The 18,908-nt window shown below is 60.2% G+C and carries 13 protein-coding genes; 9 read left to right on the top strand and 4 right to left on the bottom strand.

The features are described from left to right. The first annotated feature begins 468 nt into the window (after window positions 1-468). Together LRK71_RS09040 and LRK71_RS09035 are read left to right on the top strand one after the other, a co-directional pair. On the top strand, window positions 469-1,302 hold the full coding sequence (locus tag LRK71_RS09040; RefSeq protein ID WP_232402783.1) for a hypothetical protein: 834 nt from the start codon (window positions 469-471) through the stop codon (window positions 1,300-1,302). Further along, on the top strand, window positions 1,302-2,417 hold the full coding sequence (locus tag LRK71_RS09035; RefSeq protein ID WP_408635991.1) for an endonuclease/exonuclease/phosphatase family protein: 1,116 nt from the start codon (window positions 1,302-1,304) through the stop codon (window positions 2,415-2,417). Before LRK71_RS09040 ends, LRK71_RS09035 begins: the two co-directional genes overlap by 1 nt. Window positions 2,418-2,430: 13 nt before the next feature. Here LRK71_RS09035 and LRK71_RS09030 read toward each other — a convergent pair whose 3' ends face one another. Beyond that, window positions 2,431-3,339 carry a sugar nucleotide-binding protein gene (locus LRK71_RS09030; protein WP_232402782.1) on the bottom strand — a complete coding sequence of 303 codons (909 nt, stop codon included), beginning with the start codon at window positions 3,337-3,339 and terminating at the stop codon, window positions 2,431-2,433. 96 nt (window positions 3,340-3,435) lie between these two features. Between LRK71_RS09030 and LRK71_RS09025 the strand changes: the two genes are divergently transcribed. The 4 genes from LRK71_RS09025 (at window position 3,436) to LRK71_RS09010 (ending at window position 11,854) form a co-directional block, all read left to right on the top strand. Further along, window positions 3,436-4,386 carry a LysR family transcriptional regulator gene (locus LRK71_RS09025; RefSeq protein WP_232402780.1) on the top strand — a complete coding sequence of 317 codons (951 nt, stop codon included), beginning with the start codon at window positions 3,436-3,438 and terminating at the stop codon, window positions 4,384-4,386. Between the two features lie 31 nt (window positions 4,387-4,417). Next, window positions 4,418-5,521: a 3-isopropylmalate dehydrogenase gene (gene leuB / locus LRK71_RS09020; RefSeq protein WP_232402778.1), complete on the top strand. Its 1,104-nt coding sequence runs from the start codon at window positions 4,418-4,420 to the stop codon at window positions 5,519-5,521. Between the two features lie 222 nt (window positions 5,522-5,743). Beyond that, window positions 5,744-7,654, top strand: a complete 1,911-nt coding sequence (locus LRK71_RS09015; RefSeq protein ID WP_232402777.1) for a glycosyltransferase family 2 protein — start codon at window positions 5,744-5,746, stop codon at window positions 7,652-7,654. A gap of 57 nt (window positions 7,655-7,711) precedes the next feature. After that, entirely contained in the window at window positions 7,712-11,854 is a 4,143-nt protein-coding gene (locus LRK71_RS09010) for a glycosyltransferase family 2 protein (protein ID WP_232402776.1), read from the top strand. Between the two features lie 59 nt (window positions 11,855-11,913). On the opposite strand, the gene LRK71_RS09005 is transcribed toward LRK71_RS09010, so the two are convergent. Further along, a complete protein-coding gene (locus LRK71_RS09005) occupies window positions 11,914-13,467 on the bottom strand; it encodes a glycosyltransferase (RefSeq protein ID WP_232402775.1) in 1,554 nt (517 codons plus the stop codon). Beyond that, window positions 13,464-14,552 carry a hypothetical protein gene (locus tag LRK71_RS09000; protein ID WP_232402774.1) on the bottom strand — a complete coding sequence of 363 codons (1,089 nt, stop codon included), beginning with the start codon at window positions 14,550-14,552 and terminating at the stop codon, window positions 13,464-13,466. The genes LRK71_RS09005 and LRK71_RS09000 overlap by 4 nt, the downstream gene beginning before the upstream one ends. 203 nt (window positions 14,553-14,755) lie before the next feature. Between LRK71_RS09000 and LRK71_RS08995 the strand changes: the two genes are divergently transcribed. Beyond that, window positions 14,756-15,403, top strand: a complete 648-nt coding sequence (locus tag LRK71_RS08995) for a sulfotransferase family 2 domain-containing protein (RefSeq protein WP_232402773.1) — start codon at window positions 14,756-14,758, stop codon at window positions 15,401-15,403. Window positions 15,404-15,554: 151 nt separating this feature from the next. Here LRK71_RS08995 and LRK71_RS08990 read toward each other — a convergent pair whose 3' ends face one another. Further along, window positions 15,555-16,451 carry a LysR substrate-binding domain-containing protein gene (locus LRK71_RS08990; protein WP_232402772.1) on the bottom strand — a complete coding sequence of 299 codons (897 nt, stop codon included), beginning with the start codon at window positions 16,449-16,451 and terminating at the stop codon, window positions 15,555-15,557. Between the two features lie 85 nt (window positions 16,452-16,536). On the opposite strand from LRK71_RS08990, the gene LRK71_RS08985 reads away from it, so the two are divergent. Next, complete coding sequence (locus LRK71_RS08985; RefSeq protein WP_269751690.1) at window positions 16,537-17,712, top strand: CaiB/BaiF CoA transferase family protein; 1,176 nt, start codon at window positions 16,537-16,539, stop codon at window positions 17,710-17,712. Continuing rightward, window positions 17,709-18,845, top strand: a complete 1,137-nt coding sequence (locus LRK71_RS08980; protein WP_232402769.1) for an acyl-CoA dehydrogenase family protein — start codon at window positions 17,709-17,711, stop codon at window positions 18,843-18,845. Before LRK71_RS08985 ends, LRK71_RS08980 begins: the two co-directional genes overlap by 4 nt. Window positions 18,846-18,908 lie beyond the last annotated feature (63 nt).

Here is an 18,908-nt window from a genome sequence, read left to right as displayed (position 1 = left end):
CCGGGCCTAATGCACCGGCCCTGCCCCCTGGCCAAATAACACAGACCAAACCCGCCCCTGCGCTCTGGGGCGGGTTTTTTCGTGCCAGGCCACGCCCCTGTCGTCCGATCATCACCCCAACTGGTGATTCCACCTTGCTGAGGTCAATTTGACACAAAGACGCCACATTTCATCGCCACTGCCAGCCGCGCCGATGGGCTTGGTGACGGCGGCAAAACAGACACTAGATATAGTAACCACATCAAAACCCACTGTTTCGACAGGGGAATATTGATGCATTCCGGCACCAGACCGGGAGGTTTGCAGAGCGAAAGTGAATTTCGCATCAATGCAAACTTGAGCCCTGCGGCCAATCCATGCACAAATAGGGCGAAATTGAGGCGCGCATTCTGAGTTCCAGAGTGCATCAAGTTGGAACAAAGGCACGGCAAAGTACCGTCCAGTCCAGTTTGAAAGGGAAAATAAGCAGTGTTTGCTCGCATAACAGGCGCAGCAACCCGCGGGGTATTGGTTGCATTGCTGATTGTAATGCCATCGCTGCTCTTGCCGGTTTCTGCCACAGAATCTCCAGAGATCATCGCCCTGATGGCGATCCTGGGCGGAGCTTTGACCTTTGCCGAGTATTTTTCCAATTATCCCAGCTTTGTAGAATTCCGCGAAGCTCCACCGCTGAACCGAATGCGCTATATTGCAGTCTTTGCCATGGTCGGCCTACTAAGCCTGCTGACCCGCCATGCGCTGGACCCCACCGGGCTGACCGCGCTGGTGCAAGCCTTCGGAACCCACCTGGGCGCGGCGCTGGATTTCAGTTATTCCCCGGTGCAGTTGACCGTGTTGATGCTGCCGCTGGACACCGCAAGCGAGACCCTGCAGCTGATGCGCAGCGCGGCCAGCATTGCCTATCTCGTCGCCGGACTGACTGTGTTGGGCTTTGTGCTGGCCATCCGTCTGGGAAACTGGCCCGTTGCCAATGGGGCCTTCAACGTCTGGGTGAACCTGCCACTGTTTGACCCGACCACGGGCGGCGATGTGGTTGCCCGGCTGCAGCGTGATGGCCGCATCAATATTATCATGGGGATTTTGCTGCCCTTTGCCATTCCTGCCGGTATCAAGCTGATATCCGGCCTTATCGATGTTACGCATCTGACGACACCCCAGATGCTGATCTGGCTGGTTGCCGCCTGGGCCTTTATCCCTGTGTCGATGATCATGCGTGGCCTGGCCTTTCTGCGTGTTGCAGAGCTGATCGCGCAGAAACGACGGGCGGCCTATGCCCATGCCGAAACGCTACAGGCCGTGTGATGCGCCCTTCAGCAGAGAGCGCCCTCTCTATCTTGCGGTTTCTGCAGCTCCTGTTGCCCCTATTGTTCCCCCCGACACTGCTGGCTGACCCGCAAACAGACCCTGCCCCTGCGCCTGCCCCCGGCAGCCTGCGGATTGCAACCTTCAACACCGAACTCTCTCGACCCGGCCCCGGCCTGCTGCTACGCGATATCAACCGGGGCAAGGATCCCCAGATCGCCGCAGTGGTCGCCGTTATCGCAGCCACCCGGCCCGATATTCTGGCGCTGCAGGGGATTGACTGGGATTATGACAATCTGGCGCTAAAGGCGCTGGAGCAGCGTCTCGCCGCAGCTGGCGCGCCCTATCCGCATCTCTTTGCCCAGCAACCCAATGCGGGCCTTGCCACTCCCTTGGATCTGGACGGCGATCAGCGGCGCGGCGGCGCCGGCGATTCCCAGGGCTATGGCAATTACACCGGACGCGGCGGCATTGCAGTGCTGTCCAGATACCCCATCCGAACCGAAGAGATCAGCGACCTGACGCCGCTGTTGTGGCGCGATATACCCGGAGCCACCCTGCCACGACACCCCGATGGCAGTGCCTTTCCATCCCCCCAGGCCCAGGCCATCCAACGCCTGTCCTCGACCGCGCACTGGGTCCTGCCAATCGCCCTGGATGCAGAGACCCGGCTGACCCTGCTCAGCTTTCAGGCCGCGCCACCGCTGTTTGATGGCCCCGAAGATCGAAACGGGCTGCGCAACGCGGATGAAATCCTCCTCTGGCAGCGGTTTCTGGATGGGCAGTTGCCAAGCACGCTTGGGCCGCCACCAACACAGGCCTTTGTCCTGGTCGGCGGCACCAATCTGGATCCCGACACCGGCGATGGCAACCGCGCGGCCATTGCTGCCCTGCTGCAAGACCCCAGGCTGCAGGATCCGCGCCCGGCCTCGTCACAGGCGGGCACAAAGACTGTCGATTGGGGCGATGAACGCCGTATGCGGGTGGACTACGTGCTGCCATCTCGCGACTGGCAGGTTACCGGCGGCGGAGTGGTCTGGCCCGACGGTGCAGTCTCTGCTGCCGCAACGGCCAGCCGCCACAGGCTGGTCTGGGTTGATATCACCCTGGACTAGCCCAATTGCCGGGTCAAACCGCCAGATCTTTGCCCAGCGGCGCAGGCCCGGGATCCGACAAAAGCGCCTCTGGCAGGCACTGCGGCAGGGCCTGACACAGTGGCGTGTCGCGGAAATCTGGCAAGAGCTGTTGCAGCAGATCCCCCGACAGGCTGTGGGGTGTATTCCATAGATAGCGCATCTCTAGCAGGCATCGCCCCATGGGCCAGAAAGGGCGGGCCAGCAGCAGCGGCAGCCATGACATCTGCCGCAGCCGGGCGGGTTGGCGCAGATGTCTGTTAATCGCTGACAGCATCTCTTGCCCCGACAGGGTATAGCCCGCAAAAGGCACATCCAGATAGCGCGGCAGACTGGCCCGGATTTCGGCCAAGCCAACTGCGGCGCGGGCGACATCCGGCAGGTAGGCCCAGGCATGGGCAATATCCGATCGCCCAGGATAACTGAATTTCCCTTTGTGCAGCTTGGCGGTGATCATGGTATCAAACCAATTCCCCGAAGCTTCGGTATCCAGAAAATCTCCAGCTCGCAGCACGATCACCTGGGCACTGGAGGCCCGGTAGGCCTTCTCCATCTCAATGCGAATGCGCCCCAGCGGGTTTTGCGCCGCATGCGGGCTGTTTTCACACCAGGGTGACGGGGTCTGCGGCCCAAACACATAGACATTGCCCGGCACAATCACCGTCGCACCACTGGCCTCGGCCACAGCGATCACCTGCCGATGCAGCACTGGCACCTGCGCCGCCCAGTCCGGGTAGGCCGGGTTCCAGCCATTGACGATAACCTGCACGCCGCTTGCCGCCTCAGCCAGGTCCTGCGTCCCCCGCTGAAAGCGCCGCACCTGCCAGCCAGCCCGTGCAAAAGCCTCTGCCGCTGACCGGCCAAACCGGCCCGAGGCCCCTAAAATGAGTGCAACCTGTGTCATCCTCTTGTCTCCTGTTTAAATCTCCTGCAGGCACTTTCACCCATTCAAAACAAACTAAACATTGCCAAAAGATTCTGATCTGCCATTCATTATTGAATGGATGCCACAAAAATCACCGATTGGTCTCTGATCCAGAGCTTCCTTGCCGTTGCAGATCACGGGTCGCTATCCGCGGCAGCCCGGCAGCTGGGGCGCAGCCAGCCCACACTGGGACGCCATATACAAAGCCTTGAGGCGCAGCTTAGCCAGCAACTGTTTGAACGCCATCCCCGCGGGGTGCAGCTGTCAACCGCTGGCACCGCCCTGCTGCCAATGGCACGCGAGATGCAGCAGCAGATGTACCACCTGTCGCTGCAGGCGGCGGGCCAATCCGAAGCGCTGGTCGGCACGGTCCGCATCACCGCCAGCGTCTTTGCCGCCCATTATCTGCTGCCACCCATCCTTGCCGAAATTCGCATCGCCGAGCCGCAGATAGAACTGGAACTGGTGCCGACAGATGCCAGCGAGAACCTGCTGTATCGCGCCGCCGACATTGCCCTGCGCATGTACCGCCCCAGCCAGCTTGATGTGATCACCCAGCATGTCACCGATTGGCCGCTGGGGATCTTTGCTGCCAAATCCTACCTCGACAGGCGGGGCCGTCCGAAAAGCGCCGAGGACCTGTGGCAGCATGACCTGGTGGGCTACGACAGCAACGATCTGATCCTTCGCAGCATGCAAGCCATCGGCTGGCAGGTCGAGCGCACCGCCTTTGCCCTGCGCTGTGACAATCAGGCGACCTATTGGCAGTTGGTGCGGGCGGGCTGCGGCATCGGGTTTTGCCAAACTGCGGTTGCCCACGCCGATCCCGGCATCGAAGAGCTGTCCCTTGGCGTTGACATCCCGCCCCTGCCCGTCTGGCTGACCACTCACCGCGCGATGCGAGAGACGCCCCGCATCCGGCGGGTCTGGTCCCTCTTGGCAAAGGCGTTGCAAAACACCCAAAAATCAACGCCTCAGCCTCCCGAAACGTCCCCTGTTATTGACCCCGCAGCCACAGAGAGGTAGGCCAATCCCAACTGATTTTTAGGAGGCACACATGTCCAATCCATCGATTCTGATTCTGCCCGGCGACGGCATCGGCCCCGAGGTCATGACCGAGGTACGCAAAGTCATCACCTGGTTTGGTGAGGCCCGCAGCATTCAGTTCGATGTGAGCGAAGATCTGGTCGGCGGTGCGGCCTATGACAAGCACGGTGTGCCCCTCGCGGATGAGACCATGGCCAAGGCGCAAGAGGTAGACGCGGTTCTGCTTGGCGCGGTTGGCGGCCCCGCCTATGACAACCTGGATTTCAGCGTCAAGCCCGAGCGAGGCCTGCTGCGCCTGCGCAAGGAAATGGATCTCTATGCCAATCTGCGCCCGGCGCAGTGCTTTGACGCGCTGGCAGATTTCTCCTCGCTCAAGCGTGACATCGTTGCCGGCCTCGACATCATGATCCTGCGCGAACTGACCTCGGGCGTGTATTTTGGCGAACCCCGTGGTATCTTTGAAGAAGGCAACGAGCGCGTCGGCATCAACACACAGCGGTATACCGAGTCCGAAATCGAACGCGCCGCCCGCTCTGCCTTTGAACTGGCGATGCGTCGCAACAAAAAAGTCTGCTCGATGGAGAAGGCCAATGTGATGGAGAGCGGCATCCTGTGGCGCGAGGTCACCACCCGCGTGGGCCAGGACTACCCCGAGGTCGAGCTGTCGCATATGTATGCCGATAACGGCGCCATGCAGCTGGTGCGGGCCCCCAAGCAATTCGACGTGATCCTGACTGACAACCTGTTTGGCGACATCCTGTCCGACTGCGCCGCGATGCTGACCGGCAGCCTGGGCATGTTGCCTTCTGCCAGCCTCGGCGCCCCCATGGCCAATGGTCGCCCCAAGGCGATGTATGAACCCGTACACGGATCGGCGCCTGATATCGCAGGTCAGGGCAAAGCCAACCCGATCGCCTGTATCCTCAGCTTTGCCATGGCGCTGCGCTACAGCTTTGACATGGGTGATGAGGCTGACCGGCTGGAAAGCGCCATTGAAAAAGTGCTGGCCGATGGCGCACGCACCGCAGATCTGCTGGGCGAAGAGGGTGTTGATCCGATCTCGACCAGCGAGATGGGCGATGCCGTGGTGGCCGCACTGCAGGCCAGCCTGTAAATCAAACGTCGACCCAATCGGGCAATACGGCGCAGCATACCAAGGCAAGAGGGCGGGAACGCCCTCTTTTCTTTTGGGTTTGCCTGTTTTGACGCCACCACGCCCTGTACGCAGCGGGTCTCTGCCCAGGTTGCCACAGGGTTGATGACAGCCCCCCTACCTTTGCTATACGAAAGCAGTTTCTAGGTTCCCCCTGGTCCTTTTGAAAAGATAACCTGCTGAATGCCAAGCTCCACGCCAAAGCCGCTAATTTCGGTCATCCTGCCGGTCTATAACGTCGAAGACCATGTGGCGGCCTGCATTCGCAGCCTTCGAGCGCAAGACCTGTGCGATTTCGAAGCCCTGGTGATCGACGACGGCTCCACTGACAACAGCGCCGACGTGGCGCGCAAGGCCATCGCACAGGACCCGCGGTTTCGACTGGTGCAACAGCCCAACAAGGGGCTGTCGGGGGCGCGCAACACCGGGCTGGATCTGGCACAGGCGGATTACATTGCTTTTCTCGACAGTGATGACCAACTGGCCCCGGACTATCTGTCGCAGCTGTGGCAGGCGCTTGAGGACACTGGCGCCGACTGGGTGTCCTGCGGTATTCGCTTTTGCTTTCCCGATGGCAGCCACAGTGACCATTCCGCCATTCACGGCCAGGCCGCGCGGCACAGCTCTGGCCTGCGCAGGACCTACCCGCTGACCACGTGGCAGCAGGCGATTGTTCACTTTCCTTCGGCCTGGAACAAATTGTACCGCCGCAGCTTGATCGCGGACCTGCGCTTTCGTGAAGGGACCTGGTTCGAGGATCACGAATTCTATTACCAGGCCGCCGCGCGCAGTGATCACCTGCTGCATATCGAAGCGCCGCTCTACCTGCAGACCCGCGCCCGCGAGGGGCAGATAACGGGCAGCGACAGCGACCGGGTGTTTGAACAATTCCCGGTGCTGGATCGCATCAAGGCCCTGATGGCCACCGCACCACGCGCGGAGGCTGATGCCGCCTTTGAACAGATCGCCAGCCGCCTGCTGTTTGAACGCAGCACTGCCCTGCGCGTGCCCGAACGCCGTGCCCGCTATGCCGACGCCTGTGCCAGATATCTAGACCACCACGGGCTGCGCTATTGCCCGGACTGGGACCCGCATATCTCGGCGGCCTGGGGTATCGAAATGACTGGCATCCTACCGCTGAGCGTGGTGCTTCCCTGGTCTGGCAGCGATACGGGTCTGCTGGAAATCAGCCTGAACGCGCTGGCAAAACAGGGGGCACCGGGGCGCGAGATCCTGATCCTGTGCAACACCAAGCAGGCCGAAACCCAGGCAAGCCTCGTTGCGGCCGGCCACCCAGAGGCGCGCGTTCTGCGCCACACCGAGACAGGGATCGCCGCCGCCTGCACCGCCGGGCTTGCGGCGGCGCGCGGCCGCTACGTCAACTTCCTTGTGCCGGGGGATGTATTGGGCGAAATGGCCCTGCACGACTGGGTGGATGGAATGCTGGCAGCAGAGGCGGATTTTGCCGTTTCAGCCTATCGTCTGGGACTAGAGGGCGGCACCTATCACGCCGCCATCTATTGCGATGATGCGCAGATCTTGCAGCCGCTGGCCGCCGCTGATTTTGCGTTTTCCCCCGAACTGGCCCTGGCCCTGGATGGCCAGATTTCCCCAAAGCTCTATCGCCGTGCCTTTCTTATTCAGGCCGGGCTTGGCTTTGGCACTGGCACCTTGCCGGGATGGCAACTGGCCCTTCAGGCGGCGCTTTTGGCGCCAAAGGCGCTGTATTTTGCGCAGCCCGGCTGCGATGTGAACCAATCTGACGCGGCGCTGGCACAGTATGCCCCTGGTCGGACTACCGCCGCCTTTGTGCGCTCGCTTGATCAACTGACTGCCCGGTTGCAGGCGGATGGTCAGTCCTGTCAGCTGCCCGAAGGCTGGCAACGGCGTCTCTTTGCGCGCGCGCTGCGGCAGCGCATGGCACAGATTCGCGCCCCCCTGCCTCGGCTGAAGCTGGGGCTTTTATGCCTCACCGCAGTCTGGGCGGCCCTGTGCCGCGGCCTAACCCGAACCCAAAGCCCCCTTGACCCTGGGGAGGGGCAACGGATAGCCACCCTACTTAGTATTGAAGCCCAACTTCGCCGCCGTCCCTAGGCGCCCTATCCGGCGCAAGAAATACGATCAAACACGTAAAGACAGATGGAAAAATAGATGCAGTCGTTCTTAGTTCAGGGTCCCACCGTGTTTCGCTACACTGCCAGATTCTCTGAGGTGCCCTACGCCAATATCTCGTTTTTTGATCGCGAGCAGGCCAACATTCTGTTCCATTTATCGTTGCGCCAGGACGAGGGACTCTGCGTCTGTAACAAACGCACCGGAGAGATATGGGCCGCCGAAAAAACCTACAAGAAATCTCTGGCGAAATCCGAGGCTGAAGTCACAATTACCTTTGCTCCACCGCATGTTACCGTGGCGGTAGATGGGGTGCGTGTGTTCCGCTTCGGCCACAATATCATCCGCCGATCTTATCCGAATCTGGACCAGATCAGTTTTGTTTCCTACCAGGGCGGTATTGCTGCTGCCGACATCGACTTTGGCGATGACACGCGCCAGAAGCTCTCTCTTGGGGCGCTCACCCGGAGCAACCAGGCCAAACTCAACAAAGGGCAGCTGTGCCTCAGCAACCGGCTAGAGCTGCGCGCGCGGGTGAAGTACACATCCACTCTGCCAGCCCTGCACCTGGACCTCCCCGGAGTGGACACAGTGCCACAGGTCATTCTATACCCGGCTTCCAACCAAGATCGCCGCAGGGACAAGACCGAACTAAGCGCAGATGTCATCGTTTTGCTGCCTGGGCGTGTCTGGGAAGGCCGTGCCAAAGATAACGCCCTGGATTTGGGGCTCCTGCATGCCGATGGCACCCTCGCCTGCCCGCGCCTGCGCCTGACCTCAGCGGATCTGGCAGAACAGATTGAACAGATTATCAGCGATGTGGATCTGTGCGGCGATTCTCTCACCGCCATGCAGGTCTTGGAACATGTGCAGTTTGGCCGCTTGCAGACCCAACTGTCCGACCAAAGCCGCGCCCGCCTTACAACCGCACAGCGGTTCTACGGCCTGAGCGACTATATCGAACCTCCTGAAGGCAGCGCCGTCCAACAGCCCGAAGCCGCGAGCCTGCCTGAACTGGCACCACGGGACCCGGTGGTTCACGCCCATGGTGTCTTTGGCCAGCGGATGCGCAAAACGCCAGAGACCGACCCGCTGGCGCTGCTAACCGAACTGCTGCCTGACATTCCAAAAGATCTACGTTGCTATCTGTTTCTCAGCCTCAGCGAGTTTTTCAGCCACCCAGATCAAGATTTTGACGGGTTTCATCAGCTCTATTGCGCCGAAGGGTTGCGCGCCAGCCTGTCACCAGAGGCTGGCAACCTTTACAAAAGCTCGGCGCTGTTGCCCTTTTTGTTCCTGGAAGATCGCCACAGCGAGATCTGCCCGACACTGCGTTCCTTGATTGAACCAACGGCTGGATGGATTGTCACCCCGGCGGTTTCCTGGCTGCTACGCCGGGCAATTACCGGCAAGGGTGTCGAGGAAAAGATCCGCGAACACATCATCTATGCCTATATGGATCTGGTCGACCGGCAGGCGGGGCAATACTGGGGACGGGCCCATTGCCAAGATCTGACCAGTGTCGCGGTAGATCTGCTGCATAATATCGACAGTTTTACAGATTATATCCAACGCCCGATCATGGAATTCACCCTGCGTGCCTACGGCCTGTCCCGACAGTTCTGGCACCAGATGGATGTCCATGTCCCCCTGGAAACCCTCCCCGAGCTAGCGGCGCTGCGTCAAGCCTTTGCGGTGATCGAAGCCGCGCTCGACCGCGCCGAACACGGGACAACGGCAACTTTCGAGGTGAGCCAAGCACTCGACCTGTTCCAGGTCTATCAATGTAGCGATCTGGTGCGCATGCGCCGAGAGCTGCTTGGCCCCGCAGCCACCTACCTGGCCGAGGATGCCCCCCTGAGCGTCGAGACGCTGAAACGTGCCGAGATCCCGCTGGACGAAGCCGGCCTGCGCCACATGGCTTTTCCTGGTGCGGCACCTGTGGCACAGGATCTGGTCTCTGCCACCGCCTCCGCCCTGCCCAAGTTTTACCGCGACATCCCACGCGCGCCCTATTACCAATTGCAGCAAAGGGTCAGCCAGCGCTGTCACCTGCTGATCAAGCAGGCCGCGACCCAGCCGATTTCCCCGACACAGATCCTGGATCTGGGCCGTGATCTGCGCCTGTTGTCTACTCAACGCAGTCAGTTTCTCGGCCTTGGCCTCACCCTTGCCCTGCTGCGGGCCCTTCATCCCCATGCGCCCCAGCAAGAGGCGCAGGAGGCCCTTATCGGACTGCTGACAGCCCTGATCGAGGATCTGACCGCAACAGAAAAGAATGCCATGCGCAAAGCCACCGCGCCCAGTTTGGCACTATTGGCGCTGCGCGATACGCCGGAAAGCCAGGCGCTCTTTGCCAGGGTTCGTGACATTCTGCCAGATCTCGCCCAGGCCCTGCCAGCGCCCCACCCGTTGCCGGAAGGCGCGCCAGCGCTTGCGGGCTCGCCCCTGTTTGACACAATTGTCACAGTATTTTCCTGCCTGCCCAACCTGAACAGCCGCATTCCAGCCATGCGCGCAGGCTGGCTGACGCTGCTTCAGGCGCTGGACATCCCCTATGTCATCATCGTTGGCGATGGCGATGGACAGCTCGACGGGGATATCGTGCATCTTGATGCACCCGACTCCTACGAAGGGTTGCCGCAAAAGACCCTGGCCACCATCGCCTGGGTCTATGAAAACACCCGGTTTTCACATCTTATCAAGATCGATGACGACTGCTTCTTGAATCCGGATATCTTCTTTCACGGGCAAAGCTATCGCAAATTCGACTATTACGGCCGGATCCTGACCCGCCGCCCCGGCGATATGGACCGGGCCTGGCACAATGAAAAATCGACCTCTGATCGAGGGCGACTGGAACTGGATAAATCGCCGGAACCGTCAACCTACACCGATGGCGGCACTGGCTATGCGCTGAGCCGCACCGCCATGGCCGCAGTCTGTGCCGCAAGCGAAAGCCCGGAAGGGCAGCACCTCATCCAGATGTCCTTTATGGAAGACAAGATGCTGGGGGATCTATTGGCACAACAGGGTATTCATCCTGCGGATGAGGACTATCGCACCTCTATTCGCCGCCGCACCTGGGGCAAGGCGACACCGGTCTCGCGCTGGGTCAACAGCTTTGACGCCAGTCAGGCCGCGCCGGTCTCTATGGTGCATCTGGATGAACACGCAAGCCAGGCCCAGGCCTGCGCCAAACTATCAGCGCCAAGCCTGACGCCGAAGAAAATCTGGCCCAGTTATCAGGATGCCGCCCTGGTCTATCAAAGCAATGCGCTGGAACTGATCAGCAGCGAAGATCGGCTGGATGCCGCGCGCAGCGCAGAGGTCGCAGTGGTCGCCTGTATGCGCAATGAAATGTTCATGCTGCCGCAGTTTCTTGCCCACTACCGGCGCCTAGGCGTCGAGAGCTTTCTCATTGCCGACAACTGCTCTGATGATGGCACCCTGGAATACCTGATGGAACAGCCTGATGTGGCGCTGTTCTCTGTCGATACCGATTACAGCCTGTCGCACTATGGCGCGGGCTGGCAACAAGCAATGATTGCAGCCTTCCGTCCCGGCAAGTGGAGTCTGATTGCCGATACCGATGAATTACTGGTCTGGCAGACCCCCCAAAAGCAAAGCCTGCCCGCCCTGCTGCAAACCGCCGCCTTTGAGGGGGCCGATGCCGCCCGCATCTTCATGCTGGACATGTACCCCAAGGGCTCTTTGGGGGACGCAACCTTCCAAACCGATCCCTTTGCCGAGGCGGGGTATGTCGACCGCGAACCGTTTTTGGCCAATTGGACCGGACAGGGACCCTTTTCCAACATGCCCACCTGGACCAGTGCCGTGCGGCATCGGTTGATTGCCGGTTCGCGCATGGATCTGTTTGTGGCACAGAAAATCGCTCTGCTGAAATATCAGCCCTGGATGCGGATCTCGGCCGGCTATCACTTTGTCACCGATATCAAACTGTCCAGCCGCGAGCTGATCTTTGGCCACTTCAAATACAATGCCGATTTCTATCGCAAGGCCCAGATCGAGGTGGCGCGCCGCCAGCACTTCAACGATGCGGAAGAATACCGGAAATACCTGGCCCTGATGTCAGAGGGGCGTGATGTGATTTATGAAGAAGGGCTTTCGGTGCACTGGCAGGATGCCGATTTTGTCAAATCCCGCCTCGAGAAGGCCTAGGCTAGGCCAGACGCCGAACAACAACTGCGCGCCCAGTCCCCGCCGTGCGCGCAGCCTACCTAGCCCAGGCCTGTTCCTGCGCACCCGGTGACGTCTGATGACGTATAGACCTGTGTCAACTGCGCCATATGGTCCGCCATCGAACTGGGCACACGCGCGCCAGCCCAATAGGCCTCCATGTTCACGGCGCCGGACAGGATCGCCTGCAGCCGGTCTTGGAACGCCTGGATATCACCGGCGGCAAAAACCATCTCGTCGCAGTTCGACAGCTCTTGCGCGCCGCCCAGATCGCTGGTCAGCAGTGGGATATGATTGGCGTGCATTTCAATCGCGACCTGTGGCAGGTTGTCGTTCCACAGCACCGGCACCACCCCAAGGTCGATCTGCGCAAAGATCGCCGGCAGCTCGTCATGGGTATAGCCATCGTGATAATCCAACCCAGCCAGATGCTGCCCCACCGCCGAGAGCTCTGCCATGGTGTCCGCATTGCCGCGCCGGGCCGCAACCACCAGCCGGATGCGTTTCGCCAGGGGCGATGGCAGGGATTTCAGTGCTTCCAGCAGAAAGAAGAACCCTTTGTCCCGCCGCATATAGCCCAGATACCCAAGAGAAAGCACCTCTTGCTCTTGGATGGGCAGCGGACGCGGTGTGGTTCGTTGGAAGCAGTCAGCCAGCGCGGTACCGATATAAGAGGTCTGCAACAGATCGCTATGCACCCCATAGCGGCGCGCCACACCGGCGGTAAAGTCAGAGACTGCCAAAACCTGATCGCAGTGCGCGTTGATCAAAGAGACCATCTCGGCCCGCCGTTTGGCAAAGGGGTTTTGCCCGGTGCCCAGGGCCGACTGGCGCTGCGGGGACTGGCCGCTCGCCGCCTCTGGTGAAACCTTTCGCCGGGTGCCGGTGATCTTGCGCAGGCTGCGTCGCGCTGCGTTCAGCACAATCGACAGCCGCCGCCCTACTCGGATCGTCGGCTGGTACAGCAGTTGAAACATCCGGCTGTTGGGTTCAAATCCAGCAGCCTTCAACCGATAGGCCAGGGCATGGGCCAGGCGCAATTGCTTTTGGTTATGCGCCTGCGGCAGACAGCTCCCGCATTTGACGCCGCCTTTGAAATCCAGGCAGTTCTCACGCTCTTGAAACCACAGGTTCACCTGCGGGCAAAACGGGTAATAGTTGTGCAAAGACAGGATCAGCCGCATTTGAGGCCAGCGGGCTTTTAGCTCCAGTACCCGCGCAGGCAGACCTTCAAGATTGTTGAAATGCACCACATCATAGGGGCCAGTTGCCTCTAGAAAATCATAAAAGCACGCTTCGGTGTCGGTGTCATCGCACTGGGCCGCACTGCCGAAGGAGAAATGCGCAGGCGACAGGACCGCAGAGTTGACAATTTCATAGCGCCGTGCGCGATCCTGTCGCGGACCGTGACGGGTCTGCTCCCAACGTGGCGGCCGCTTGCGCAGGTCATACGAAATCCCCGCAGACAAAAACACCGCGTCGATGTCGCTGCCCTGATCCAGTTCCTGCAGGATATTGCGCTGATATTGCGACACCCCACCGCCCCGGTTCTCTGCATCCAGGTAATCAACCCAATTGTAGTAAAGAACCCTCACGACGGGTCGCCATCATCAGTGGGCAGCCGCGCCTCAAGCGCGTCCAGCCGCTTCGTCATCATCTGGTTCTGCTGCTGCGTCTTTTTGCGCAACGCATGTAATTCACCCAGCAAGTATCCGGCGACAAGCCAGCCCTCACGCGCGGTCTGTGTCTCTTCCTTGGGCAGATGCTGGTGAAAGGGCGCAAGGGTTGCGTCAAATTCAGGGGCCACGCGCTGCAGCTCTTTCAGCCCGTCCAGCGTTCTTTGACGAAGGGCCGCAAACGCATCGTCCGCCCCGGCAGGGTCGCCCGCCTCTTCGCTGGCCATATGGGTCACGAAGCGCGCTGCCAGTGGTTGGACCATCTTGTTTGGAATTCCAGCGTTTTGCAGTATGCGCACCATCTCAAGCACGGTATCGTCCAGACGTGGGTTTGGATCCGCCTTGGCCAGGACCAGGCCGAATTTGGGCAGGGTGATACCAATGGCCGAGAGGAAATCCTTGAATAGCAAATTGTTTTCGCGGCTGGCCTCGCTGTAGCTACGCAGGGTGACAGCCTCTGCTCCAAAAATCTCGATCCAAGGCCGCAGTGCCAGAGCATAATCATAGTGGATCGGCTCTACCAGATCAGTCATCGCGACATTATAGGGGGGCGTCTCTACGCCCATCTTGATCAGCTGGTTGTACCAGGACTGCAAATGGCTGTCCGGCGGGCGCAAGAAGGCGATCACCTTAAAGTCGATATCACGCGCGGACTTGATGATCCGGGACAGCGTCTTGACCGCCTTTGGAAAACAGGCGAGCCGCATGAACTCTTCCGAGCTGACAATCATCCGCGAGCGGTTACTGGCGCGCAGCTCATCAAATAGCGCAGCCCAGACCTGCTGCGGTGTCTCTGGCTTTTTGTAGCCATGCAGAAAGCTTTTAACCCCTGCCGCCTTATACAGGCTGTAGGCAAGATCGGAATGTTTGGAATACTGCAGCCTCGTCTGGGCAAGAGCAAAGTCATGCCGTTTGAGCAATCTGGGGTTATCATTCAAGAACGCCTGGACGGCAGTCGTGCCCGTCTTGAAGTGTCCGATATGAAGGTACAGTGTCTTGCGCATGACGCCCCCATTACTGCAAGTTTTGCGAGAGGGCCAGCCACTCTGGCAAGGTTTTTTGTCGCGACAACGTCACCACCCTGTCGGCAAAAAGATAGCCCCCCACAGGGCAACTCCTGCTCTGCCATATTGCCTTAACACTCAAATACGACTACTCAACCCCCACCTCAGGCCGCCCCAAATTCGATCTTCGGAAAGACACATTCATGACCGTAATCCTAGACACGCACAAATTTTTTTACGCTGCTGCGCCAAAGATCGCGTGCTCTTCTCTGAAGCTGGCGTTTTTCGAGTTGGAAAATGGCAGACCATTCGAGGCTTACACCATCAACCGCAACAAAAAGCACATCCACAACGTTGGGTATCGCACCTTGTTGCGGTATGCCTACCCAGAGCACCGCATCAAAGATTACTTCCGCACGACTTTTGTCAGGGATCCTATAGCGCGCTTGCTTTCAGCCTATGGCAACCGGGTAATCGCCCATAAAGAACTCTCACTTCAGATTGCCCGGAAAGGCCTGGAGGAACAGCAGCTGGAGCCAACCCCGGACCTGGATCTCTTTGTTGACCGGCTGGCAGACTATCAAAAGGCACATCCGTCTATTCACCACCACACCCGGCCCCTGGTGGTCTTCCTGGGCACCGATGCCGACTATTTTTCTCGCGTCTATTTGCTCTCCGAAATGGCGCAATTTGTCAGCGATTTCACCGAACGCACCGGGCAGCCGCTCACGGTTGGCCGGGAACAGACCGGGGGGCCAAAATTCAAACCCAGCGACCTGACGGAAAAACAGCGCCAAAAGCTGATGAAGATCTACAAGGACGACTATAAAGCCTTTGGCAAGTATTTCTAACCTGCCAGAAACCAGCCCCATCGCCCCATCAGGGCGGGCAACACTGCTCCGCCATCGCAACCGACCAAATGCGGGCAGGATGCTTCGCTGACATCGGGTCGGGCCTGCGCAATCCATGCGGTCCCAGGGCCGCGCCGGGGCAGCCTGGCGTTCAAGGGGGCGCACTGAAAAAGGCTTCGGCAAAGGCGGTGAAAGCCTGGATGATGGGCCGTTTGAGAGCCCTGTCGCGATGCGCAAGGGCGATCTGATGCCGCGGTGGCCGACCTGCCAGCGGCACCCGGACAACCGTATTGCCATCATAGCACACTCCATTTGACAGGTCTGTTGCAAGCAAGCCGACGCCGAACCCATTGGCCACCATCGACCGCAGCATTTCGATCGAACCGGTTTCATGGGCCACCCGCACCGGGACCCGGGCGTTTTGCAGCAGCGATAGGAAATAGCCGCGGCTGTGCGGCAGATTCATCAGGATGATCGGCTCCTGCGCCAGCTCCGGCGCGCTGACGTTGGCCTGCCCTGCCAGCCGGTGCCCCAGGGGCAGCAATGCATAGGGTTCCGCCGTCATCAGCGGGGTGATGGCAAAATCGGACGGGACCCCAAAATCATATAGCAATGCAAGATCAAGGCGACCTTCGCTAAGCCAGTCAAACAGCGTTTGCAGATCGCCTTCAAGGATGCGGATTTCAGCCTTGGGATGGGTATCCTTAAAGCGGCGCACCAACTGCGGCGCATAGCGCGGGCCAAGGGTGGAAAACACCCCTAGGTTCAGAAACTCCGGTGTGCCCTCGCCACCGCTTAGCACCCAGCGCGCCTGCTTTTCCAGCTCGCGCAGCTGCGCAACCTTATGCTGCCCATAGGGGGTCAGCTCCATTCCCCGACCGGGAATGCGGACAAAAAGCTTCTGCCCAAAGACCTCTTCACAGCGGGCAATGGCCAGCGAAACTGCGGGCTGCGAGGTATTCAGCGCGCGGCTTGCCGCAGCAGTGCTGCCGGTATCCGCAACCGCCAGCAGAATTTCGACCTGACGAAAGTTCAGCGGTATATTCAATTTTGAATACCCCTTATATGTATCTTGTATTTCTGAGTATATCCAAACAAGCGCTATCTTCCAGCAAGCAATTGATGGTGGATATATGTTCAAACATGATGAAACGACGGGGCACAGACCGCTAGAGGGGGTCCGGGTCTTGGACTTTTCCCGCGTGCTGGCCGGCCCCTACTGTACCGCGCTGATGGCTGATCTAGGCGCAGAGGTGATCAAGGTGGAACCGCCCTCAGGCGATGACTATCGTCACATCGGCCCGTTCCAGGACGGCGAAAGCCTGCTGTTCCAATCGGTGAACCGCGGCAAGAAATCCATTGTTCTGGACCTGAAATCGGCAGAGGGGGCCGCAGCGGCGCGGGCCTTGGCGGCCGAGTGCGATATTGTGATTGAAAACTTCCGCCCCGGCGTGATGGACCGGTTTGGGCTGGGCCCGGATGAACTGTGCGCAGCCCTTCCCCAGCTGGTCTATGTCTCGGTGTCCGGGTTCGGCCAGACCGGCCCGAACCGAAGCCTGCCAGCCTATGACATCATCATCCAGGCGATGAGCGGTCTGATGGATATGACCGGCGCCGAGGACGGCCCGCCGATGATGGCCGGGGATGCCTTTGCGGATGTGGCGGGCGGCATGTTTGCGGCCTTTGGGGCCATGGTGGCGCTGTTTGACCGCACCCGCAGCGGCAGGGGGCGACATGTCGATCTGGCGCTGTATGACTCCCTGGTGTCCATGATGCCGGTGGGGGCCTGCCGGGCGCTGATGACCGGAGAGATGCCAAAGCGGACGGGCAGCAAGCACCCGCTCTCGGCCCCCTTTGGCACCTATCCGGCCAAAGACGGCAGCTTTACCGTTGCGGTGCTGAACGACCGGCTGTTTGCGACCTTTGCGACGGCCATCGGAGCGCCGGACCTGGCGCATGACCCGCACTTTGCCAGCGACACATTACGGCGACAGAATGAACCGGCACTGGCGCAGCATATCGAAAGCTGGGCCGCCACGCAGGACGTGCAGAGCGTGGTTACGGCGCTGTCAGATGCGGGCATTCCCGCCGCGGCGCTGTGTTCGGTGCGACAGGCCTGGGATTCGCCCCAGGTACAGGCACGCGAACTGGCGACAACGGTTGCCCATCCTTCCCTCGGGGAATTCACCGTGCCGGAACAGCCAGTGCATTTCAGCGGCGCCCCGCGTGGCGGGCGACAGGCGGCCCCGGAACTGGGGGCGCACACCACGGAAATTCTGCAACGGTTGAAAGAAGGAAATATCAGATGACCGATGATCTGAACAGTGAAGAGCAGGCCGTCATAGGCCAGATAGAACGGTTTTCAAACGAGGTTCTGGTGCCTGCCGCTGCCGGTATCGATGCCAAAGCACAGTTCGCAACGCTGCATCAGTCGGCGCTGGCAGAGATGGGCATCATGGGGATGAACCTGCCCGAATCCTATGGCGGCACTGGCCTGTCCGGACCAGCGCTTTATTACGCGGTCGAGGCGATTGCCGGGGCCTGTGGCTCCACCGCATCTATGCTGACGGCGCATTTTCTGGCAACGGATTCGCTGCTGCTGGGGGCGGATGAGGCGCTGAAACAACGCTTTCTTCCGCAGGCCGCGGCGGGTGACCTCCTTGGTGCCTTCGCGCTGACCGAACCGCAGGCCGGGTCCAACCCGGCAGATATGCGCACCACGGCCACGCGAGACGACGACGGCTACCGGTTGAAAGGGGCCAAATGCTTCATCTCAAACGCCGGTGCAGCGGATTTCATCGTGGTCTATGCCAAAACCGACAGCGCAGCGGGCGCGCGCGGGGTCAGCGCCTTTGTGGTCGAGCCAGGCAAGACAGACGGGATAGAGATCGGTCGCCACGAAGAGACCATGGGACTGCGCGGCGGTCATGTCTTCCCGATATCTTTTGACTGTCATGTCCCACAGGAAAACCGGCTGGGCGAGGAAGGCACGGGGTTCCGCACCGCGATGAAAGTGCTGGACAATGGCCGTATCGAGGTGGCCGCGCAGGCAACCGGAATAGCCCAGGCTGCCCTGAATGCAGCAATCTCCTACGCCAAGGAACGCGAGGTCGGCGGCCAGCCGATTGGCAATTTCCAAGGGCTACAATGGATGCTGGCCGACAGCGCCACCGAACTGGCGGCGGCGCGGGCATTGGGACTGCAGGCCGCTCGCAAACGGGGCACGGGCGCGCGCTATTCCTCCGACTCGGCCTTTGCCAAGCTGTATGCCAGCGAAGCGGCCTGGCGCATTGCAGACCGGGCACTACAGATTCACGGCGGCTACGGCTACACCCGCGATTTTCCGCTGGAACGCTACCTGCGCGATTTGCGGATCTTCCGAATCTACGAGGGGTCGTCGGAAATACAGCGCACCATCATCGCCCGCGACCTGTTGAAGTAGTTATGCAGGGCGGCTCAGTAAAACCTGAGCCGCCTATGCAGGCGGCTTCAATGCAAGGACCCT

The organism is Pseudophaeobacter flagellatus, assembly GCF_021228235.1.
Lineage (GTDB): Bacteria > Pseudomonadota > Alphaproteobacteria > Rhodobacterales > Rhodobacteraceae > Pseudophaeobacter > Pseudophaeobacter flagellatus.
The sequence above is the reverse complement of the archived record's forward strand: the minus strand, read 5'-3'. Positions and strand labels throughout refer to the sequence as shown.